The sequence below is a fragment of the Micromonospora sp. KC723 genome, from assembly GCF_004348595.1.
Taxonomy (GTDB): domain Bacteria; phylum Actinomycetota; class Actinomycetes; order Mycobacteriales; family Micromonosporaceae; genus Micromonospora.
Genome location: NZ_SMKD01000023.1, coordinates 14,432 through 35,332 on the forward strand (window position 1 = coordinate 14,432; position 20,901 = coordinate 35,332).

19 protein-coding genes are annotated in these 20,901 nt (G+C 70.7%); 12 read left to right on the plus strand and 7 right to left on the minus strand.

All coding sequences use genetic code 11. From position 1 onward, the window contains the following. The first annotated feature begins 86 nt into the window (after positions 1 to 86). The gene (locus tag E1165_RS08160) at positions 87 to 842 is read left to right on the plus strand and encodes a pentapeptide repeat-containing protein (protein ID WP_132389311.1); all 756 of its coding nucleotides are present in this window, start codon (positions 87 to 89) and stop codon (positions 840 to 842) included. After that, the gene (locus tag E1165_RS08165) at positions 839 to 1,804 is read left to right on the plus strand and encodes a hypothetical protein (protein WP_132389313.1); all 966 of its coding nucleotides are present in this window, start codon (positions 839 to 841) and stop codon (positions 1,802 to 1,804) included. The genes E1165_RS08160 and E1165_RS08165 overlap by 4 nt, the downstream gene beginning before the upstream one ends. Before the next feature lie 31 nt (positions 1,805 to 1,835). On the opposite strand, the gene E1165_RS08170 is transcribed toward E1165_RS08165, so the two are convergent. From E1165_RS08170 to E1165_RS08185, 4 genes are all read right to left on the minus strand, one after another. After that, positions 1,836 to 2,501, minus strand: coding sequence for a response regulator transcription factor (locus tag E1165_RS08170; RefSeq protein ID WP_132389315.1), 666 nt, complete (start codon positions 2,499 to 2,501; stop codon positions 1,836 to 1,838). A gap of 124 nt (positions 2,502 to 2,625) precedes the next feature. Continuing rightward, positions 2,626 to 4,104: a multicopper oxidase family protein gene (locus E1165_RS08175; protein ID WP_207916754.1), complete on the minus strand. Its 1,479-nt coding sequence runs from the start codon at positions 4,102 to 4,104 to the stop codon at positions 2,626 to 2,628. Positions 4,105 to 4,300: 196 nt separating this feature from the next. After that, on the minus strand, positions 4,301 to 5,488 hold the full coding sequence (locus E1165_RS08180) for a sensor histidine kinase (RefSeq protein ID WP_132389317.1): 1,188 nt from the start codon (positions 5,486 to 5,488) through the stop codon (positions 4,301 to 4,303). Positions 5,489 to 5,750: 262 nt separating this feature from the next. Next, positions 5,751 to 6,389, minus strand: coding sequence for a TetR/AcrR family transcriptional regulator (locus E1165_RS08185; RefSeq protein WP_132389319.1), 639 nt, complete (start codon positions 6,387 to 6,389; stop codon positions 5,751 to 5,753). A 61-nt stretch (positions 6,390 to 6,450) separates the two neighbouring features. On the opposite strand from E1165_RS08185, the gene E1165_RS08190 reads away from it, so the two are divergent. The 4 genes from E1165_RS08190 to E1165_RS08205 all read left to right on the plus strand — a co-directional run bounded on the left by E1165_RS08190 (position 6,451) and on the right by E1165_RS08205 (position 11,319). After that, positions 6,451 to 7,584 carry an FAD-dependent monooxygenase gene (locus E1165_RS08190; RefSeq protein WP_132389321.1) on the plus strand — a complete coding sequence of 378 codons (1,134 nt, stop codon included), beginning with the start codon at positions 6,451 to 6,453 and terminating at the stop codon, positions 7,582 to 7,584. A 138-nt stretch (positions 7,585 to 7,722) separates the two neighbouring features. Continuing rightward, positions 7,723 to 8,523 (plus strand): alpha/beta fold hydrolase, encoded by an 801-nt coding sequence (locus E1165_RS08195; RefSeq protein ID WP_132389323.1) that lies wholly within the window; start codon positions 7,723 to 7,725, stop codon positions 8,521 to 8,523. Positions 8,524 to 8,525: 2 nt separating this feature from the next. Then, positions 8,526 to 10,982 (plus strand): SpoIIE family protein phosphatase, encoded by a 2,457-nt coding sequence (locus tag E1165_RS29505; RefSeq protein WP_207916756.1) that lies wholly within the window; start codon positions 8,526 to 8,528, stop codon positions 10,980 to 10,982. After that, entirely contained in the window at positions 10,975 to 11,319 is a 345-nt protein-coding gene (locus E1165_RS08205) for an STAS domain-containing protein (protein ID WP_132389327.1), read from the plus strand. Before E1165_RS29505 ends, E1165_RS08205 begins: the two co-directional genes overlap by 8 nt. A gap of 154 nt (positions 11,320 to 11,473) precedes the next feature. Here the strand turns inward: E1165_RS08205 and E1165_RS08210 are convergent, their stop codons facing one another. After that, positions 11,474 to 13,282 (minus strand): ABC transporter ATP-binding protein, encoded by a 1,809-nt coding sequence (locus E1165_RS08210; RefSeq protein WP_132389329.1) that lies wholly within the window; start codon positions 13,280 to 13,282, stop codon positions 11,474 to 11,476. A 66-nt stretch (positions 13,283 to 13,348) separates the two neighbouring features. Here E1165_RS08210 and E1165_RS08215 point away from each other — a divergent pair, with 66 nt between their 5' ends. Beyond that, a complete protein-coding gene (locus E1165_RS08215) occupies positions 13,349 to 13,918 on the plus strand; it encodes a TetR/AcrR family transcriptional regulator (RefSeq protein ID WP_132389331.1) in 570 nt (189 codons plus the stop codon). Positions 13,919 to 14,055: 137 nt separating this feature from the next. Here E1165_RS08215 and E1165_RS08220 read toward each other — a convergent pair whose 3' ends face one another. Further along, the gene (locus E1165_RS08220; RefSeq protein ID WP_132389333.1) at positions 14,056 to 14,961 is read right to left on the minus strand and encodes a LysR family transcriptional regulator; all 906 of its coding nucleotides are present in this window, start codon (positions 14,959 to 14,961) and stop codon (positions 14,056 to 14,058) included. Positions 14,962 to 15,081: 120 nt separating this feature from the next. Here E1165_RS08220 and E1165_RS08225 point away from each other — a divergent pair, with 120 nt between their 5' ends. The 5 genes from E1165_RS08225 (at position 15,082) to E1165_RS08245 (ending at position 20,005) form a co-directional block, all read left to right on the plus strand. Next, complete coding sequence (locus E1165_RS08225; protein WP_132389335.1) at positions 15,082 to 15,687, plus strand: flavodoxin family protein; 606 nt, start codon at positions 15,082 to 15,084, stop codon at positions 15,685 to 15,687. Continuing rightward, positions 15,684 to 16,106 (plus strand): nuclear transport factor 2 family protein, encoded by a 423-nt coding sequence (locus tag E1165_RS08230; protein ID WP_207916758.1) that lies wholly within the window; start codon positions 15,684 to 15,686, stop codon positions 16,104 to 16,106. The genes E1165_RS08225 and E1165_RS08230 overlap by 4 nt, the downstream gene beginning before the upstream one ends. Next, on the plus strand, positions 16,094 to 16,309 hold the full coding sequence (locus E1165_RS08235) for a 4-oxalocrotonate tautomerase family protein (RefSeq protein ID WP_132389337.1): 216 nt from the start codon (positions 16,094 to 16,096) through the stop codon (positions 16,307 to 16,309). Before E1165_RS08230 ends, E1165_RS08235 begins: the two co-directional genes overlap by 13 nt. Positions 16,310 to 17,078: 769 nt before the next feature. Then, positions 17,079 to 18,971, plus strand: a complete 1,893-nt coding sequence (locus tag E1165_RS08240) for an RICIN domain-containing protein (RefSeq protein ID WP_132389339.1) — start codon at positions 17,079 to 17,081, stop codon at positions 18,969 to 18,971. Positions 18,972 to 19,237: 266 nt separating this feature from the next. Further along, the gene (locus tag E1165_RS08245; protein WP_207916760.1) at positions 19,238 to 20,005 is read left to right on the plus strand and encodes a sulfite exporter TauE/SafE family protein; all 768 of its coding nucleotides are present in this window, start codon (positions 19,238 to 19,240) and stop codon (positions 20,003 to 20,005) included. 420 nt (positions 20,006 to 20,425) lie between these two features. Here E1165_RS08245 and E1165_RS08250 read toward each other — a convergent pair whose 3' ends face one another. Then, the gene (locus E1165_RS08250) at positions 20,426 to 20,773 is read right to left on the minus strand and encodes a hypothetical protein (RefSeq protein ID WP_132389341.1); all 348 of its coding nucleotides are present in this window, start codon (positions 20,771 to 20,773) and stop codon (positions 20,426 to 20,428) included. Positions 20,774 to 20,901 lie beyond the last annotated feature (128 nt).

Genomic DNA, 20,901 nt, shown 5'->3' on the forward strand with positions numbered 1-20,901 from the left:
CGGCTCGACTCCACGCACCTGCGTGACGGCCATCACGGTGCTGTCGACATGCGGTGACGTCGAAGTCGGTTGGTGAGGGGAGACGGGTGGCGCGTCGCAACGACAACCGCCGTCGCAAGTCGGTGTTGACTCGGGTGCTGGAAGGACTGATGGGGCTCGTGGTCGTCGGCGTGGTCACGATCGGGACCATCGCTGTGTTCGCCGACAACGCCGCGCTGCTGGCGGTGCTGGACATCGGCGCCTACCTGCACGTGATCGGCCTCGGCCTCGGGCTCGGGCTCACCCGGCTCCTCGTGGCCACCTCGATGCGCAACAAGTGGGTCCGCACCGCCGCGGTGGTGCTCACCGTCGCGGCGGTGGTGATGAGCGCGCCCGTGGTGCCCACGATGTTCCGAGCGGTGCTCATCCAGCAGAAGCCCGTCGCTTCGGCACCGCCGCAGAGCACACCGCTGTTGGTCGAGTCGAGATCCCTGACCCACGCCGCTCACCGCGGTCAGGACCTGTCGCACTCCCGAATTGTCCGGTCCGTCGTCGACGACGTCGACTTCGGCGGCGCCCGCCTGCGGGAGAGCGACTTCCGCGGCTCGACGTTCGTCAACGTCAACTTCGCGGGCACCGACCTGTGCGCAGTCGACATCCGCGGCGCCAACCTGGAACGCGCCCTGCACCTGGACGAGGTGAAAAACTGGCGTTGGGTGTTCTTCGACGCCGAGACGAGGGTGCCGTCCACCATGAGCCTGGAGCGGCTGGCCGGGCCGGTGGAGAGCACGACCGGCGAACTGGTCTACTCGTGCGAACCGAACCAGACCCGCCAGATCACAGCCGACGGGCAGCGCCGGTGAACGGGCGTCGGCAGGGGAGGCAGCGGAGACGACGGAAGGCCAACCTGCCCGCCAAACGGCCCACGTCGCCTCCGCCCGCACGCCAACGGCGCGGGCTGTGGGACCGCGTCGTTCGTCTCGGCGTCGTCGACCTCCTCACCGCGCTGGCCGCGTTGGTGCTGCTGGTCGGGGTGGTGATCGTGCCGGATGGGGCCGACTCGAAGCCGCTGCCTCTGCAGTTCCGGGTGGACCGCACGGCACTGAGCGACCTGCCGATCGTCGTGTCGGACCTGCGGTCGTGTGGCTGCTGGAGCGGGCCGCGCGACCAAGCGGTCAAGAAGTTCAAGTTCGCGTTGGAGAACCGGGGCGATCGCCGGATCACCATCGGCGGCGGCGAAGGGTCTTCGATCCGGCTGCTGGTCGCGTATCCCGAGGGGTTCAAACCCTCGGTGACCATTCCCGATGAGTCGACCATCGACAACAAGTACGTGTCCGTCAAGAACCCCCCGGACACCACCGTGTGGCATGCTCGCGGTTTCCGGGCCGCCACCAGCTCGCGTATGGAGAACGGGCGCGACCTGTTCGCCGTGCCCGCCGGGTTCGAGGTGTGGGCGCTCCCACCGGTGCCGAACTACGTCGTCGAACAACAGGACACCGATCTGATGACCTTCGCCACCATCGTCGACAAGGACGAACTCCTGCCGGGCGAGAAGTTCTCCGACCTCCGGCTAGGACACGGGGCGTGGGTCTTCTTCATGCCGTTGCAGCGTAGGTTCATAGACGAGAATCTGCGGGTTTCATCCGGCATCTTCGTCGACACCCACACCCCGTGGAGGAGTCTTCCCAAGACAGGCACGAAGGACACGGCCCCGTTCTTCAGGATCCTCGGCATTGGCGTGTTCACCCAGGATGATTCCCCGAAACTGGCGGGCTTCGCACCCGCGCCGCCCCACGACGAACTGATGCAGCCCGAACATCTGTGAGGGCGGCGACGCCGGTGGCCGGGCAGGTGGGTCAGCGCAGCCAGCCCGGCTGAATCCGGCCCGACTCGTACGCCCACACGACCAGCTGGGCGCGATCCCGGAGCCCGAGCTTGGACAGGATGCGGCTCACATGGGTCTTGGCCGTCGCATGACTGATCGCCAAGCACGACGCTATCTCCTCGTTGGACATCCCGGCGGCCACCAGATCCATGATCTCGGTCTCGCGGGCCGTGAGGCTCGCCAGTTCCGCCGCCGGTGGCGGAACGGCCTTCCGCGCTGCCACGTCGGCGATCAGCCGGCGGGTGACCGAGGGGGCCAGCAACGCGTCCCCCCGGGCCACCACCCGCACGCAGTGGATCAGCTCTGTCGGCTCCATGTCCTTGACAAGGAATCCACTGGCGCCGGCCCGGATCGCGCCGTACAGGTAGTCGTCCTGCTCGAAGGTGGTGAGGACGACGATCCTGACCGCGTCGAGTCGCTGGTCCGAGACGATTCGCCGGGTTGCCTCCAGCCCGTCCCACTCGGGCATCCGGATATCCATGAGCACGACATCCGGGCGGTGCTCGGCGGTGAGCCGCACCGCCTCGGTGCCGGTGGTGGCCTCTGCCACGACGGCCATGTCGGGTTCGGTGTGCAGGATCGAGCGGAAGCCGGCCCGGACCAGGGTCTGGTCGTCGGCGAGGATGACCCTGATCATGCGACGTAGTCCCCGGGTGGCGTCCTGACTGGCCGCGAGTCGCGGCGATGCGGTGACATGAGCCGGGGCACCCCCATGCCGACAACCTTATGCTCGACCCGGCCCTGCTTCGTGCGGCGGTGGGTCAGCCGTGGTGACCCCGGAGCGTACGCGGAACCCGATCCTCGGTCCCCGGCTCGACGACGACGAACTGGCCCATCATTCCCTTGTCCTCGTGGCGCAGGATGTGGCAGTGGTACATGTACGGCGAGACAGGGTCGACGTACCTGTTGAACTTGACCGCCAGTCGCGCCTTCGCGCCCTTGGCGATGAAGACGGTGTCCTTGGGTCCTCGCTGGTACGCGGGCGGCGTTTGGCCGTTGATCTGCAGGATCCGGAACTCCACCTCGTGAATGTGGAAGTTGTGCGCGTACGAGGCGTTGTCTATCTCCCAGATCTCGTGCGCGCCGGCGGGTACGACCTCGTCGATCCGGGTCATGTCCATCTCCCTGTCGTTGATCTCGGAGCCGGACAGCCGGAACGTACGCACCCGGGCACCGGCCGGCGGTGCGGTGGCGGGCGTGCCGCCGAGCACCGAGGGCAGCGCGGCCGAGGAAGCCAACTGCGGGGCGGCGACGAACTTGAGCAGCTCGAAGTCGTCCTCCTCCGGGTCACCCGCCTCGCGTGCCGTCTCGCCGAGGCTGTTGAGGACGATCTCCTCACCAGGGGTGAACCGCACCACGATCTGTGCGCGCTCGCCCGGGCTGAGCTTGACCCGGTCGACCTCGGCGGGTCGCTCCAGCAGCCCGCCGTCGGTGCCCACCACGTGGAAGACGCGGTTGTCGGCGAACCCCACGCGGTACATCCGGGCGTTGGACGCGTTGAGGATCCGGAGGCGCACCGCCTGCGTGGTGACGTTGAACCGCGCGCCGTACGTGCCGTTGACCAGGATGCTGTCGCCGAGGACTCCCCAGGTGCCACCCTCCACGGAGTCCTCGTCGAGCCTGCCGTCGCGCTCGAGGTTCTTGTCCTGGATGATCAAGGGGACGTCGTCGACGCCGTACCCGGTGGGCAGGTCCGGTTCCCTGTCGTCATCGATGATGATCATGCCGGCCAGTCCGCGGTAGACGTGCATGGCGGTCCGTTCGTGCAGGTGGGGGTGGTACCACCCGGTCATGGCCGGCTGGTCGACCGTCCACTCGGGGGTCCAGGTGGCGCCGGGCTCGATCATCTGGTGCGGGCCGCCGTCCATCTTCGCGGGCAGGCGCATGCCGTGCCAGTGCAGGGTGCTGGCCTCGCCGAGCCGGTTGGTCACCCGCATGCGCACCCTGTCGCCCCGGGACGCTCGCAGGGTCGGGCCGAGGTAGGCGCCGTTGATGCCCCAGGTAGCGGTGGACTTGCCGGGCAGGAACCCCGATCGGCCGCCGCTCTGCATGGACAGCGCGAACTGCTTCACGCCATCAGCGCCCACCTCGGGCTCAAGTAGTGGCGGGATCCGCAACGCGTTGCTGAAGTCGACCGCCCCGCCGGGAGGGCTCTCGGACCCGGAGTCGCAGGCACCTGCCACGCCCGCGGTGGCCGCACCGGACAGGGCCGCAAGCAGGAGAACACTTCTACGCTTCACGCCACTAATCGTTGCAGATCCGGCACGAGACAATCCGCCTGCGCCTCCCTGGTCCGCCCCTGATTTGCGGGAGCTCCGACGTACATCTCCAGAGGTACGCCGAATCGGCGAGAATGCGACCAGGGATGCACCTCCACCACCGTTCGGGCACGTGGGCGTAGCGGTCAGGGAACGAACCCGTACGGGTCGGGCAACATCAGCCACTGCTCCGCCCGGTGCCGTCCTCGGCAGTCGGCAGTGGCAGCCGCGCGCGTACCCGGAAACCGCCGCTGTCGGTCGGGCGCGCGTGCAGCTCTCCGCCGACGGCCGCGGCCCGCTCCGTCATGCCCAGCAGACCGTTGCCGGCTCGTGCCACCTCGGGATCCGCCCGCGTCGGCCCGTCGTTCTCGACCTCGATGATCACATCTGTGTCGGTGTGCCGGAGATCCACCCGCACCGTGCTTGCCGGCGCGTGCCGGACGGCGTTGGTCAACGCCTCCTGCACGATCCGGTACGCGGCCAGGTCGATCGGCGCGGGCAGGGCCGGCACCGCGCCGTCCCCGGTGAGCCGGACCAGCAGACCGGATGCCTCGGTGTGCGCAACCAGCTCCGGTAACCGGGACAACGACGGCGTCGGCCTGACGTGGCCCTCCGAGTCGACCTGACGCAACACGCCCAGCACCGTCCGGACCTCGCGCAACGCCTCCTTGCTGGCGGCGCGGATCGCCTCCAGCGCCGCGAGGGCCCCGTCCGGGTCGCGGGTGTGAAGGGCGGCGCCGGCCTGCACGTTGATCAGTGAAATCTGGTGCGCGACGACGTCGTGCAGTTCCCGCGCGATACGCAGACGTTCCGCCGTGGCCCGCTGTGACGCCTCCTGCTCTCGCGTGGCTTCGGCCTCGGCGACCCGCCACTCGGCGGCGACGATGCGCTCACGCCGGCTGCGGGCCACCTCCCCGGCGGCGATCGTGAGGAGCAGGATCGCGCCGATGGCCACGGCGGTCTGCGTCTGCGGGACCCCGCTTCCCGAACCGGCCAGCCGGTGGACGACGACGGGCGCCAGCGGAAAGGCGATCGCCAGTACCAAGGCGGCGCAGACGGACACCGGACGCCAGCAGTCACGAGCGACGACATACAGCGTCAGGACGAAGGACAGGGCCATCGGCGAGTCGGGGAAGCCCAGCGGGTAGTAGAGCAGCGCGCAGCCACTGGTCACCGCGAGGACCGGAACCGGGTGGCGCTGGCGTAGGACCAGCGCCCCGGCGCTGAGCACCAGCAGCGCCCAGCCCACCGGGAACGGCGGGCGGTGGCCGGCATCGGCGTGCAGCACGGCACCGGCACTCAGGACGAGGACCAGCGCCGCCAGCGCAGCTTCACGCGAGATCGGCGTGCACTCGGAGGGCCGCATGGCGACTACTGTAGGCAGCCCGGGGCGTCCATCGTTGCCGTGGACTTCCGGCCGGCGGGTGCGTCACCGCAGCCGACGAGTAGTGATCACGCCGGCGTCCGGCCGTCCGGTCGTCTCTGCCGGCGGTTGCGGCAACGCCTAGAGGGCGTCGTCGGTGTCACCGTGGTGGGCAGTCGATGGGGAGCGTCCCTCCGGTCACCTTGACCTGGCCTGGCCGCGCCCGTGACGCCAGTAGATGGGAAGCCGGTGACAGCCTCGTCGCTCACGCGGTGGGCTGTCGCGCGTTGCTGCTCGGGCCGGCGAAGGCGCGCAGCAAGGTAGCGACGGCGATGGCAAGGTCGGCGCGACTGGCGGCTGTTCCGGCTGGTGGCGCGGTCCGAGCGCCCGCTCCGGCCAGGCGGTCGAATACCAGTCCGTCGATGCAGGCGACGAGGTGGTTGCCGGCCTGCTCCGGGTGTCGCGCGCCGGCGGCCGCCAGCATCAGCCTGGCCTGTGCACGCGACGCGTCGCCGTGCCTGAGGATCGTCCGGAGTTCCGGGTGGTGTGTGGCTTCCAGAAGACATGCGTAGCGGGCGAGCGTGCGGTTGCGTGCTGTGCTCATCCACCGGTCGAGTACTGCCGCGATGCCGGCGGCCACCGAGTCGATGTCGTCCAGCGTGACCGTCGGGCTGGCGGCGTCGGCCGGCAACCCACCGGCTTGCAGGTCTGCTCGATCGAGGTCGGCGAGGCGGCGCACCACCGCCTCGATGAGCGTTTTGCGGGTGCGGAAGTACGCCGACGTGGTGCCCTGCGGCAGTCCGGCGCGGGCGTCCACGGCGCGGTGGGTGAGTCCGCGCATGCCGAGTTCGGCCAGGACGTCGATCGCGGCATCGGTCAGGGCCGCGAGCCGGTCGATCGGCATGATGGGGACACCTCCTTCTACGCCTGTAGTATCGCCTTCTACATCTGTAGAAGGAGTGGTGATGGCGGGGACGGCGCTAGTGGTGGGAGCCGGCATCGGGGGCTTGAGCGCGGCCATCGGCCTGCGTCGCATGGGTTGGCGGGTGACGGTGCTCGAACGTGCCCCCGCCTTCCGTCCGGCCGGAGCTGGCCTCGTCCTGCAGGCGAACGGGTTGCGCTGTCTGGACGTGCTCGGCCTGGGCGCGGCCGTACGGGAACAGGGGAAGGCCGACGTGTCCGGCGGCACCCGCAGATCCGACGGGCGGTGGCTGGCCCGCATCGAGGCGGGCGAGCTGGAACGTGTGCTGGGTACGCCCGCGATCGGCATCCACCGCGCCGCACTGCACGAGATGCTGCTCGGCGCCCTGCCGGACGGTGTCGTCGTGACCGGTGCCCCGGTCGTCGCCGTCACGGCGGGCGGCGAGGTCACCTATCAACATGAGGGCGGACAGGTCCGGACGCGGGCCGATCTCGTGGTCGGCGCGGACGGCATCCACAGCACGGTTCGCCGGCTGCTGTGGCCGGGGGCCGCCGCACCGGTTCGCATCGGAGTGACCGCGTGGCGCGGGGTGACGCCGGTCTGGGACAGAGACGTCGTCGTCGCGATCACCTGGGACCGAGGCGCCGAGTTCGGCATGGTTCCGCTCGTCGACGGTCGTGTCTACTGGTTCGCCGCCGCCAACGCCACCGGTGAGTCGACCGGTGACGAGCAGGAACTGCTCCGCACCCGGTTCGGCGGCTGGCACGATCCGATCCCCGCCCTGATCGCCGCGACCAGCACCGTCCTGCGCGACGACCTCGCCTGCCTGGATGAGCCGCTGACCACGTACGTCAAGGGCAACGTCGTGCTGGTCGGCGACGCCGCGCACGCGATGACACCGAACCTTGGCCAGGGCGCCAACCAGGCCCTCGAAGACGCCGTCGTGCTCGCCTCCGTCGCCGGTCGGCCGGACGGGCTCGCCGTCTACGACCGGCAGCGCCGCCCACGCAGCCAGCACGTGGCCAAGGCGTCCCGCGCGATCGGCCGATTCGGCCAGCAACTGCAGAACCCGATCGCCGTAGCCGTCCGCAACACCGCCATGCGGCTGACGCCGCCACGGCTGGCGTTGCGGTCGATGGCCCGATACGCCGACTGGCGTCCACCGCCGCTGACGTAACACGCTTCTCCAACAGGGGTGGGCCGTGAGACGGGATGAGCCGGCTCGCGGCTGTCTTCGCCTTGGGCTGTCGGCACGCTGGCCGCGACCCGTCGGCCGCCGGTGGCGAGCCCGCCTGATCCCAGGTAGTGTCTCGCCGTGAGCGCGGTCGCCCGAAACAACGTCACGGTCATCGGCCGCGACACCGGTCCCGCCATCGTCTTCTCCCACGGCTTCGGCTGCGACCAACACATGTGGCGCTTCGTCACGGACCGTTTCGTCGACGAGTACCGCGTGGTGCTCTTTGACCACGTCGGCTCGGGTGGCTCCGACCTGTCGGCGTACCGGCCGGAGCGTTACGCCTCGTTGCACGGCTACGCCGAGGACGTGTTGGAGATCCTCGCCGAACTCGACCTGCGGGACGTCGTGTTCGTCGGCCACTCCGTCAGCGCCATGATCGGTGTGCTCGCCGCGGCGGCCGAGCCGAGCCGCTTCTCCCGGCTGGTGCTGGTCGGTCCCTCGCCCCGCTACCTCGACGACGAGGACTATCGTGGCGGCTTCACCCGCCCCGACATCGACGAACTGTTGGAGTCGTTGGACAGCAACTACCTGGGCTGGTCGGCGGCCATGGCTCCGGTCATCATGGGAAACCCGGACCGCCCGGAACTCGGCACCGAGCTGGTCAACAGTTTCTGTCGCACCGATCCGGCCATCGCCCGTCAGTTCGCGCGGGTGACGTTCCTCTCCGACAATCGGTTGGATCTGTCGAAGGTCACCGTGCCCAGCCTGATCCTGCAGTGCACCGACGACGTCATCGCCCCGGCCGAGGTCGGCGACTACGTGCACCGCAACCTGCCCAACAGCTCCCTGGTCGTGTTGAAGGCGACCGGCCACTGTCCGAACCTGAGCGCCCCGGAGGAGACCTCGGACGCCATTCACGCGTTCTTGCGGAACAACTGAGCGTGGTCGACCCACTCCAGCCGGCCGAGACTTTCGTCCCCCTGCTCGAGGAGAGCGCGGAGGATCTCTACGAGAGGGCACCGTGCGGCTACCTGTCGGTGCTGCCCGACGGTACGGTCGCCCGGGTCAACCAGACCTTCCTGGACTGGACGGGCTACCGGCGGGCGGACCTGGTGGGCCACCGGGTGCAGGACTTCTACACCATCGGCGGCCGGATCTTCCACGAGACGCACCTGGGGCCACTGCTGCACATGCAGGGCGAGGTGCGCGGCGTCGCGCTCGAGTTCCGGCGGGCCGACGGCAGCCGGCTGGACATCCTCGTGAACGTGGTCCTGCGGCGGAACCAGGGCACCGACTCGAGGGTGCTGCGGATGACCGTCTTCGATGCCACCGACCGGCGCTCGTACGAGCGGGAGTTGCTCGGCGAGCGCCGCCGGGCGGAGCGCAACGAGGACCGGATCCGGGTGTTGCAGGAGATGGTGGCGCGTTGCGCTTCGATCGACCGTGCCGAGGACATCGTCGCGCCGATCGTCGCCGCCGGGGCGGAGGCGTTCGAGGCGACCAGAACCGTGGTGTGGCTGCTGCACCCGCGGGAACCGGTGCTGACCGTCGCCGGTTCCACCGAGCCGGCCACCCCGCCGGTCGGGCTCGACGATGCGGGGCCCGAAGCGCGTGCCGTTCACACCGCCGAGGTGGTCGGCGCCGACGGACGCGTGGTGACGCCGTTGGTCGCCGACGGCCGGGTGCTCGGTACGGTCTCGTTCTACTTCCCGGCGGGCCGGCAGGTGGCCGTTGACGAGGTGGAGCTGATGCGGACCGTCGGCCGGCAGGCCGGGCAGGCGCTGGAGCGGGTACGGCTGCACGAGGAGACCGCGCGGCGGGCCTGGCAGTCGGCGTTCCTCGCCCGGGTGGGCCGCGACCTCGACGAGGCGGTGGGGCCGGCCGACCGGGCCCGTCGACTGGTTGCCGTGCTGGTACCCGAGATCGCCGAGTACGCGCAGGTGGACCTGGCCCTGGGGGAGGTAGCCGGCGTCGCGACCACGTCCTCGCCGCCCTCGGCGACCGGCACCGCATTCGCCGACGACGTGATCGCCCGGGGTCCGGGTGAGCACTGGGAGATCCGCGACCGGGTCCGTGAAACGGTACGAGCAGGGACAGCGGACACCCCGTTGCCGTTGGCGGGACCGGACGGGCGGCAGGGCCTGCTGCTCCCGCTGCGGGCCCGGAACACGGTGATCGGCACACTGCTGTTGGCCGGGGCGCCGGCCACACACGGCCCGTTCCAGCAGGACTTCCTGCTCGACCTCGCCGACCGGGCCGGGCTGGCGCTGGACAATGCCCGCCTGGCCGAGCAGGACCGGGAGGTGGCCCGTATCCTCCAACGCAGCCTCCTGGTCAGCGAGCGGCCGACCGACCCGCGCTTCCATGTGGCCACCGTCTACCGCCCGGCCGTGGACACGCTGGAGGTCGGCGGTGACTGGTACGACGCGTTCGCCACCTCGGCCGACAGCGTCGGCGTGGTCGTCGGCGACGTGGTGGGCCGGGGCATCCGGGCCGCCAGCGCCATGGGCCAACTGCGCAGCGCCGTCCGGGCGCTGGCGAAGGCGCGATGCGGCCCGGCGGCCGTGTTGCGGCACATGGACGACTTCGTCGCCACCCTGGAGGCGGGACAGATGACCACGCTGGCGTACGCCGAACTGGCGCTGGACACCGGCCTGTTGCGCTACGCGTGCGCTGGTCACCCGCCGCCGCTGCTGCTTTCGCCGGACACCACCCCCCGGTACCTGTGGGACGGTCGGTCCGGGCCGCTGGGCACGCACACCGCCAGCCGGACCCGGCGGGAGGCGGAGCTGACCCTGCCGCGGGGTTCGCGACTGCTGCTCTACACCGACGGCCTGGTGGAGCGGCGTGGAGAACGCATCGACCAGGGACTCGACCGCCTCGCCGAGGCGCTGGACGCCCGCCGGAAGACGCCGATCGGGTCGTTGACCCAGGAGATCAGCGATGGGATGCTCGCCGGCGAGGGTGGTCACGACGACACCTGCCTGCTGGCGCTGGCCTTCGACGGCGCTCCGCAGTTCCACGCCGACGTGCCGGCCCGGATGTCACGGCTCAGTCCGCTGCGGGCCGAGCTGGACGGGTGGCTCGCGGCCCGCCAGGTTCCCGAGCCCGAGCGGTACGGCATCGTGCTCGCCTGCTCCGAGGCCATGGCCAACGCCATCGAGCACGGCTACCAGGGCGACCCGTCAGGCATCGTGAGCGTCACCGCGACCATCGACGGGGGCATCCTCGACCTGCGGGTCTCCGATACCGGCCGTTGGCGGGCCCCGCGAGCCACCGCCCACCGGGGGCGTGGACTGGCGCTGATGGGACGCCTGATGGACGACCTGGTCATCGACCGGGGCGTGGGCACGAACGTGTTGATGAGACGGCAAGTCAGAGGAACGACGGGTGACTGACGAACGGGTGACCGTGCGCGGCGAGCGAGGCTGCGAGGTGGTACGGCTGCGCGGCGAGATCGACCACGGCAACGCCGAGTTGGTGGAGCGGGACGTGCTGAGCACGGCCCGCACCGCTGCCGGAATGGTGATCGACCTGACCGGGGTGACCTTCCTGGACAGCGCCGGTCTGCGTTGCCTCGACCGACTGGTGACCGCCTTCCGCAGGCGGCAGACGCCAGTCCTGGTGGTCGCTCCGGACGGCGGCGCCGTCCGCAGCACCCTCGACCTGATCGGCTTCCTCCCGGACCTGCTCACCGGGACGCTCGACGACGCGCTCGCCGAGCTCACCCGGTGAAGCCGGAGGACGGCAACCACCGGCGGGATGGGCGGAGACGGTCGAGCCGCGCCCGCGGGGTCGCCGACCAGCACGAGGAGGAGGTGCCCGCCGCTCGGTGTCGGCGAGCGTGCCCCGCTCGTCGCCGCCGGCAGTCGTCTGCCAGGGCGGCCGCTCAGGTGGTGGTCGACGCCGTGAGGGCGTCTCCGCCGCGTCGGATCCCTCCTCGGTGTGGTCCCTCGGCGATCCGCAGCGCCTCGACAAGCCGCCGGTACAGTTCGTCGCTGGCGAGCAGTTCGGTGTGGGTTCCGCGGGCGCGGACACGGCCCGCCTCCATGACGACGATCGTGTCGGCGTCGAGGACGGTGGAGAGGCGGTGTGCGATGGTGACGACGGCTCCACGGCTGGCGCGTTCGCGGACGCACGCCTGCAGCGCCGCCTCGGTGAGTCCGTCGACCTGCGCGGTCGCCTCGTCGAGCAGCAGCAGCTCCGGCGTACGCAGGATGGCCCGGGCCAGGGCGATGCGCTGTCGCTGACCGCCGGACACCTCGCTGGAATCCAGCGAGGTGTCGAGCCCGTGGGGAAGCGAGTCGATCTTCTCGTCCAGCTGCACGGCCTCGAGTACGGTCCGTAGTTCGGCGTCCGTGGCGTCGGGGTGGGTGAAGAGCAGGTTGTCCCGGACCGTTCCGGGAACGACGGGAGTCTCCTGTTCCACGTACGCCAGCCGCGCCCGGATCTCGCCGTGGGTGTACGTGTGGTACGGGCGGCCGTCGAGGAGCAACTCGCCCTGCTGCGGCTCGAGGAATCGGAGGATGAGCGAGAACAGGGTGGTCTTGCCGGCTCCGGAGGGCCCGACGATCGCGATGTGTCCCCGTCGGGGGATTTCCAGGTCGATGCCGTGGACGGCCGGTGCCGTGCCGGGCGCGTACCCCGCGGTGACCTCGCGGAGGACGAGCAGTGGTCCCTCGTGGGCCTGGCCGCCCCGGTGCCGCCTGGTGGTGTCAGGCTGCGACCGCTCGGCGTCGATGGCGTGGACCTGACGGATCCGTGCGGCGGCGGCGACACCGGATTGCAGCGCCGTGAGGTTCTGGGTGAGTTCGTTGATCGGGCCCATCAGCTGGAACGCGTAGAGCAGGAAGGCGATGAGGCTGGAGATCTCGATAAGCCCGCGTTCGGCGCGCCAGGCGCCGATCGCGAGGATCACGATGATCGCCAGTTGGATGCCGGTCCAGGAGACGGTCCAGACGGCGGCGCTGCGGCGGGCGGCTCGGACGCTGTGCACGGCGGACTCCCGGGCGTGACTGATGATCCGGTCGGCCTGGCGAGACTCCGCCCGGCTGGCCTTGACCGTGCGGATGGCGTGGAGGGCTCCCTCGAGCGCGCCTCCCAGGCGGCCGACCGCCTCCTGAGCCTCCTCCTGCGCCTTCCCGATCGACGGTAGGAGTGTGGCCATGAGTGCGCCGACAATGATCACCGCGGCCACCGTGCAGCTGAGCAACACCAGGTCGAGGACGCCCATCAACACCAGTGTCCCGACCAGGGCCAGAGTACCGTTGACCAGTCCGACGACGCTTGAGGACGCCGCGTGCAACAGGCCGGTGTCGGAGGTGACCCGGGTGACCAGCTCCCCGGTCGGCCGGGCCGTGAGGGCGCCCACGGTCGCGGCGAAGTAGCGACGGACTATCGAGGTGCGGGCGTCGAGCACCACCCGTTCGGCGAGGGTGCCGAGCAGGGTCCACTGCCACAGGGTGATCCCGGCGCCGACCACGACGAGGGTCACCAGCGTGGCGACGGGTTTCGCCAGCGTGGCCGAGTCGCCGAGAGAGTCGAGTGCCCACTTCGTGGCCATCGGCGTTGCCAGGCTGGCGGCGTTGGCGAGGAGCCCGAGCAGCAGCCCGAGCAGCAGCACCCGCCAGTGAGGTACGACGAAGGTGGCCAGGGTCCGAAGTTTGGGAACCTCATCGAGCCGTCCCGGATCATTCATGCTCTACAGTGGAGCACCGGTGTTCCACAAGGGTCAAGCTGGTTACCGTTCTCGTATCCTGTGCACGTGAGGGACACGCAGGAGAGCGGCACCCGGGCGCGGACCCGGCAAGCGATCATCGACGCGGCGATTGAGGTGCTCGGGCAGAATCCGACCGCGTCCCTCGGTGAGATCGCCGTGGCGGCCAACGTCGGGCGTACCACCCTGCACCGATACTTCCCCGAGAGATCCGACCTGTTGAAGGCCCTCAGCGCCGAAGGGATGAGCAGACTCGACCGGGCTGCCGACAACGCCCGGCTCGACGAGGGCACCGGCGCAGACGCGCTACGGCGGCTCTGCCACGAGTACTTCGAACTCGGCAGCCTGCTCTCTCTGATCTTCAGCGAACCCCAGCTGATCGACGACGCCGACTGGTCGGAGCAGGGCGCCTGCGACCCGCGGTTGCGAACCCTCGTGGAGCGCGGGCACCGCGACGGGACGATCGACCCGGAACTACCCGCCACCTGGGTGCAGAGCGTGCTGTGGTCCCAGCTCTACGCGGGTTGGAGCTACCTCGCGGACACCCACATCTCACGGTACGAGGCGCTGCGCCTCGTCGCTCGCACGCTCGGTGGCGCCATCGCACCGAAGGGGTGACACCGCCGGCAGTGCCCTCGCCGGGCACCGCCGTGACGGCCGGCCTACCCGCGGCCGATCTGCTGGGCCGACCGGTGGCGTGCTGGCCGCCCGACGCACCGCACGCCCCGGGCTCGTGAGGCCCGGCGGTGTTGCCCTCAGGCGGGTGGCGCGGCGAGGTGGCCGGCGAGCAGCCCGGCGAAGGTGTCCACCGCCTCGGGCAGTTGGCCGTGCCGGCTGGCGCAGTACCAGGTGCGGTGCTGCCCGGCACCCTCGATGGGCACGGTGGTCACGCCGTGACCGGTGAGGTAGGGCGCGACGGTCCAGGTGGGCAGCACCGACACCGAGTCGCCGGAGGCGATCGTCTCGATCAACAGTTCGGTGGTGATGGGTGCCGTGGTCAGCCGGGCCGGGCGGGCCCGCGTGGGGATCGGCAGTGCGACCGCCGGCGACCGGGTCTGGTCGTAGGCGTCGAACAGGAGTAGGTGGACATCGGCGAAGTCCTCGGCCCGCATCACGGCGCGCCCCGCCCACGGGTGGTCGGTGGCCACGACGGCGACCAGTTTGTCGTCGAAGAGCGGCTGGAGTCGTAGCCGATCCATCGCCACGTCGAGCTTGCAGGCGAGGGCGAGGTCGAGGTCGCCGGCGAGGAGCGCGGGGACCACCTCGACGTCGGGCAGGTGCTCGACCAGCACCTCCACGCCGGGCATCCGCTGGCGGAAGGCGCGCACCACGGGCGGCAGCCACTGGTAGGTGCCGGCGCACTGCGAGGCCAGCCGCACCGGTCGTGTCCGGCCGGCCGCGGTCCGGCGTACCTCGTGCGTCGCGGCCCGCATCTCAGCCAGGGCGCTGTGCGCGGCGCGCAGCATCCGCCGACCGGCCCGGTTGGCGATCAGGCGTCGGCCGCGCCGTTCGAACAGCGGGGTGCCCAGCCGCTCCTCCAGCCGGATCAGTCGCTGGCTGAGCGCCGGCTGGCTGAGATAGAGGTGTTGGGCGGCGGCGGTGAGGGTGGTGTGCCGGTCCAACGCCTCCAGCAGTTCCAGGTCCCGCAGGTCGACATCCATAACCGCAGTTTATCGATGACATCCAAGGTCGGTATTGGATAAATAGCTCGGCCGTTCGTAGCGTGGAGTCGGTCCCGCCGGAGATGCCGGAGCGGCCCACTGACGAGGCAAGGAGCAGCGATGACGCGAGTCGCGATCGTCTACCACAGCGGTTACGGACACACCCGGGTGCAGGCCGAGGCGGTGCGCGACGGCGCCCGTTCCGTACCCGGGGTACGGGTCGACCTGATCGCCGTCGACGAGCACGACCGGTACGGGGACGTGCTGGACGCGGCCGACGCCATCGTGTTCGGCGCGCCCACCTACATGGCCGGACCGTCCGCGCCGTTCAAGGCGTTCCTCGACGCCACCGCCGGCCGCTGGGCCGAGCAGCGGTGGAGGGACAAGCTCGCCGCCGGCTTCACCAACTCCGCCGGCCTCAACGGCGACAAGCTTGCCACCCTCCAACAGCTGGCCCTGTTCGCGATGCAGCACGGCATGGTGTGGGTGGGGCTCGGCCTGCTGCCGGGCAACCACACCAGCACCGGCTCGCCAGAGGATCTCAACCGGTTGGCGGGCTTCCTCGGCGCGATGGGCCAGTCCCCGGCCGACCTCGGCCCGGAGGCCGGCCCGTCCGCCTCAGACCGGCGCACCGCCGAGTACCTGGGCCGACGGGTGGCGCGGATGGCGCTGGGCTGGCGCCCCGCCGCCGACAGCACCGGGCTGGCGAAGGCGGTCCCGGCGTGAGCGGCGCCCTCAGCGAGCCGGACCCGGCCACCCGGGCGGACATCGGCGAGGCCCTCCAGGAGTACTTCGACGGGCTCTACCACGGCGACACGGCCCGGCTGGCCCGCGTGTTCCACCCGGGGGCGGTGTACGCCACGGCCACCGACAGGGCGCTGACCCGGCTCACCATGGACGAGTACTTCCCCATGGTGGCGGCGCGTCCGGCGCCGGCCTCCCGTGGCGAGCCGCGACGCGACGGCGTCGTCTCCGTGTGGCTGGCCGGTCCGGTCACCGCCAGCGCCGTGGTCACCTGCGCCATCGGACCCAAGCGCTTCACCGACCTGCTGGCGCTGGTCCGCCTGGACGGCCGCTGGCGGATCATCAGCAAGGTCTTCCACTACGAGCTCGTACCGGAGGAGTCGACGACATGCCCTACGTGAACATTCGGGTCACCGACGAGGGGGTCAGCCCCGCGCAGAAGGCCGCCCTGATCGCCGGCGCCACCGACCTGCTGTGCCGGGTACTCGACAAGGAACCGGCCACCACCCACGTGGTGATCGACGAGATCCCGCTCGCGAACTGGGGCGTGGCCGGCCTGCCGGTGGGGGAGTACCGCCGTCGGACGCTCCCGCCGGCGGGCTGAACACGGCTTGGCCGGCAATGGCGCGCGGTGGGCCGTGCTGACGGGATACCCGCCCGTGCCGCGGCTCGCCTCGGCCACCGCCGTGGGCGGGGCGATCTGTACGGGCGCGTCAGCCGCCCGGCGTCGACACCCACGGAGGGTCGGTGCTGCGCGGCCAGGTGCGGGCCGAACTGGAGGTGGGCAGAGAACAGTACGGCTGATGGACTCGGTGGCGGTGCGGGTGATGGGCGTCCCCGGATGTGTTGGCCGTCGGGCCCGGCCTGAGAACGGTACGGCGCTGGTCGTCGTCTTCCTGGTCCGGCGGTCGCCGCCGGCGCGGTGAGACGCCCGAACAGGTCGGCGAGGGCGGTGGTGGATTGGGGGGAGCGCGGCGGAGGCTCCCGCGGGTGCAGCCTCCCGCCGGAACGCCCGGACATGTCGAGCGGGTCGCCGACGTGTCACCGAGAAGTGTTAGCGCTCACAGCCCGGCGGTCAAGAGGCGTTCTCGGCCCCGCACCGGACTCGTCTCGGCGAGTCGGGCTCACGCGTGACCCCCCGACGACCCGGACGGGCACGACTGCCGGCCACCCTCTCGGCCAGGCACGCCGCAGCCTCTTGACCTGGGGGCCGGTGGCCGTTCAGACTGCGCAGCACCGCATCGCCCGTAGGGTGCAGCCCCCGCCGGTCGCGACGCCCGCCCCTCACCACCCCCGTGTCGGCGATGCCCGGCAGCAGGCGGAGTTCGACGCCCGCAGGCCTCGCCGCGTCCGCAAGGCGATAGGAGAATCCATTGTCGCGACGACGCTGGCGTACGCTCGCCGCCGCCTGTGCCGCCCTGCTCGGCGTGGTCTACGCGCTCGTGCCGGTCAGCATCGCGAACGCGGTCGGCGAGACCTCGTTCCGCAACCCGCTGGTGGCCAACGGCGCTGACCCGTGGCTGCAGTACCACAACGGCAACTACTACCTGGCGTACACGACCTGGAACAACCAGTTGCTCATGAAGAAGTCACCCACGGTCGCCGGGCTGAGCACGGCGGCGGCGGTGAACATCTGGTCGGACACCGAGGACGACCGCTGCTGCAGCCACTGGGCGCCCGAGTTCCACCGGCTGACCGGACCCAACGGCACCCGCTGGTACTACATGTACACCTCCGGACGGGACGGGACGCTCGACTTCCAGCACCTGCACGTGCTGGAGAGCGCCGGGGACGACCCGATGGGGCCGTACCTCTACCGCGGCTCCCCGATGCCGACCACGTGGAACATCGACGGCAGCTACCTGCAGCTCAACGGACAGCTCTACCTGATGTGGTCGGAATGGGAGAGCGGCGACCAGAGCCTGTGGATCGCCCAGATGAGCAACCCGTGGACGATCACCGGCTCGAAGGTGCTCATCTCCCGCCCGTCGCTGAGCTGGGAGATCCAGGGCGGGCGCACCGAGGAGGGGCCGGTGGCGCTGCAGCGCAACGGCAAGACCTACATCGTCTACTCGGCCAGCTCCTGCAACACCCCCGACTACAAGCTCGGGATGCTGACCCTGACCGGCAGCAATCCGCTGAGCCCGGCGTCGTGGACCAAGTCGCCCAACCCGGTCTTCCAGGCGGCCAACGGCGTGTACGGCCCCGGCCACAACGGCTTCTTCACCTCGCCCGACGGCACGGAGAACTGGATCGTCTACCACGGCAACGCCTCGTCGACCGACGGCTGTGGGTCGACCCGCTCGACCCGGGTACAGAAGTTCACCTGGAACGCCGACGACACCCCGAACTTCGGCTCACCCGTGTCGACCAGCACCAACCTGGCCGTACCCTCCGGTGAGCAGGCGGCAACCACCGCCGCGGTGCGCGGCGCCGCGTACCGGCTGGTCAACCGCAACAGCGCGCTGTGCGCCGCGGTGACGGGCGGCTCGACCGCGGACGGCGGCAACGTCTCGCAGCAGGCCTGCAGCGGCGCCGCGGCGGAGTGGGTGCTCGACTCGACCGCCGACGGCTACTACCGGCTGGTCAACCGGGGCAGCAGCAAGGCCCTCGACGTGGCCGACTGCGGCACCGCCGACGGGGTCAACGTACGGCAGTGGGCCTGGCTGAACAGCAACTGCCAGCAGTGGCAGGTGACCCACACCTCCGACGGCTGGTTCCGGTTGCAGTCGCGCAGCTCGGGCAAGATGCTCGACGTCAACGGCTGTGGGACGTCCGCCGGCACCAACATCCAGCTGTGGACCTCGCAGAACAACAACTGCCAGCAGTGGCGGCTCCAACCGGTCGGGACCATGGCGATCGCGAGCATGCAGAGCGGCAAGGTGGTCGACGCGGCCAACTGCGCCACGGCCAACGGCACCAACGTCCAGCAGTGGGCCTACCTCGGCACGGCGTGCCAGAAGTGGACGTTCACCCACACCGACAACGGCTACTACCGCATCGTGCCGAGTCACGCGACCGGCAGCTGCCTCGTCGTCGCCGGGGCCGCCACCGCCGACGGCGCCAACGTCGAACAGAACGCCTGTAGCGGTACGAGCGGCCAGTGGCGGGTGGAGCCGCTCGCTGACGGCTCGGTGCGCCTGGTCGCCCGGCACAGCGGCAAGGCTCTCGACCTGGCCAACTGCGCCCTGCCCAACGGCACCAACGTCCAGCAGTGGACCTGGATGGACAACATCTGCCAGCGCTTCCACCTGATGCCCGTCTAGAGGGGGCGGACCCGGGCACCTACCGATTCCCCTCAGACGGTAGGTGCCCGGGCCGTAGCGACGCCACGTTCCGCGTGACGGGCTGACCGAGCGGGATGCCGGCACTCCCATCGCCATCGACGGGCCGCGACCCCGGCCCGGTGGAAGGGCGTCGGGATCCCGCCGGCCGGGAACTGCTGTCTATGCTGGCGTCCGCATCTGGTACCGACGTATCCGGGTGGCGGCGACCCACGGGCGTCGACCGGCCGGGGGAAGCGCGGCACGGTATGGACGTAACGCTGACTGCTGCCGAAGGGCTGGCCGTGCTGGCCGCCGGGGTTACGGCGGGCACGATCAACGCGGTGGTGGGTTCGGGCACGCTGGTGACGTTCCCGGTGTTGCTGGCCCTGGGATATCCACCGCTTGTCGCGAACGTGTCGAACACGGTGGGGCTGGTGCCGGGATCGTTGTCCGGGGCGTATGCCTATCGCGGGGATCTGGCCGGGCACGGCCGGCTGCTGCTGCGGCTGGGCACCGCCGCGGTGCTCGGCGGAGTCGCCGGAGCCGTGCTGCTGCTGCGCCTGCCCGATGGCGCGTTTCGCGCTATCGTTCCGGCGCTGATCGTCCTGGCGCTGGTGCTGGTGGCGGTGCAGCCGTGGCTGGCCCGGGTGCTGGCCGGTCGGCACGGCGGAGACGGTCGGCGCGGCGGACCGCTGCTGCTCGTTGGTGTGTTCGGCACCGCCACGTACGGCGGTTACTTCGGAGCAGCCCAAGGGGTGCTGCTGCTGGGGCTGCTCGGGGTGCTGCTCTCCGCCGACCTGCGTTGGGTCAACGGGGTGAAGAATCTGCTCGCGGGTCTGGTGAACGGGGTGGCGGCGGTGTCGTTCCTCGCCGTCGGGACGGTCGCGTGGCAGCCGGCGTTGCTGATCGCGGCGGGGTCCGTGGTGGGTGGCCTGATCGGCGGCCGCTGGGGCCGCCGGCTGCCGCCGGCGGTGCTGCGCGCCGCGATCGTGGTTGTCGGGCTGGCTGCCCTGGTGAAGCTGCTGATGGCCTGACCGACAGGTGTTTCGGCTCAACGGTCGGCTGCTGTCCGCCGGCGACGAGCTGGCCCGACCGGTTGGTCTGACGAGCGCGGGATGGCAGGTGCTCGGAGTGATCGACGGCGAGTCTCGAACCGAGGCGCAGGTCGCCCGCGCCACGGGTCTCACCCGGCGGAGCGTCCAGCAGACCTCGGACGCCCTCGGCCGGACCGACCGAGCCGCCCCAGACGCGAGGAACGACCGTGGCCCCGACGCCGCCCGCACGACTCATCACCGTTGACGTACCAGACGCCAGCGCGGGTCTTCCGGCGTCGGGAGTGCAGGTGGGGGCTCGGACGCCGGCCGGGGGCATGGGCTGGTGGGAAGGCACGGCGGTCGGCCGTCCGTACGTGCTGCCGGCGTGGACGGGGTCGTCGTTGACGTGGCTTCGCCTGCCTACAGCGGCAGGGCGTGGGTCACCTGTAGCTGTGCGCCGTACGCGCACACGGTGGCCCCGGTGAGTGGGTTGCCGCGCACCTCCACCCAGGCGCCGGGGCGGACGACGGCCGGGTCTCCGCCGAGAAGGGCGTAGCTGCCCCAGTCGGCGCGGAGGACCTTGCAGCTCGGGCTCACCTGCTGGACGACGCCCCGGAGGGTGATTCCGGTGGCCGTCGCGGCCGACCGGTCCGAGCTGGCGGTGACTGGGGCATTCGCGGACGCGGGCTGCCCGGGCAGGACGACGAGGAGTGCCGCGACGCCGAGGGCGGCGCCGGCCATGGTGCAGAGCAACCTACGTATCTGCATGTGTCGAAGTGTTACCCGTACGGTCGCGCCGGGTCAAGGGCTCGTCGGTGGCACATGCGTCCACTGTGGATATACGAGACGGAGGGTAGGCGTCTCCGGCGTTGAGCGCAAGCACCTGTCGCTCGAGT

Excerpts from the sequence above, each read along its gene's own strand:
- E1165_RS08220 (WP_132389333.1), bottom strand. The coding sequence starts at position 14,961 with ATGGATGTCGACCTGCGGGACCTGGAACTGCTGGAGGCGTTGGACCGG.
- E1165_RS08235 (WP_132389337.1), top strand. The coding sequence starts at position 16,094 with ATGCCCTACGTGAACATTCGGGTCACCGACGAGGGGGTCAGCCCCGCG.
- E1165_RS08185 (WP_132389319.1), bottom strand. The coding sequence starts at position 6,389 with ATGCCGATCGACCGGCTCGCGGCCCTGACCGATGCCGCGATCGACGTC.
- E1165_RS08245 (WP_207916760.1), top strand. The coding sequence starts at position 19,238 with ATGGACGTAACGCTGACTGCTGCCGAAGGGCTGGCCGTGCTGGCCGCC.
- E1165_RS08190 (WP_132389321.1), top strand. The coding sequence starts at position 6,451 with ATGGCGGGGACGGCGCTAGTGGTGGGAGCCGGCATCGGGGGCTTGAGC.
- E1165_RS08180 (WP_132389317.1), bottom strand. The coding sequence starts at position 5,488 with ATGCGGCCCTCCGAGTGCACGCCGATCTCGCGTGAAGCTGCGCTGGCG.
- E1165_RS08225 (WP_132389335.1), top strand. The coding sequence starts at position 15,082 with ATGACGCGAGTCGCGATCGTCTACCACAGCGGTTACGGACACACCCGG.
- E1165_RS08170 (WP_132389315.1), bottom strand. The coding sequence starts at position 2,501 with ATGATCAGGGTCATCCTCGCCGACGACCAGACCCTGGTCCGGGCCGGC.
- E1165_RS08250 (WP_132389341.1), bottom strand. The coding sequence starts at position 20,773 with ATGCAGATACGTAGGTTGCTCTGCACCATGGCCGGCGCCGCCCTCGGC.
- E1165_RS08210 (WP_132389329.1), bottom strand. The coding sequence starts at position 13,282 with ATGAATGATCCGGGACGGCTCGATGAGGTTCCCAAACTTCGGACCCTG.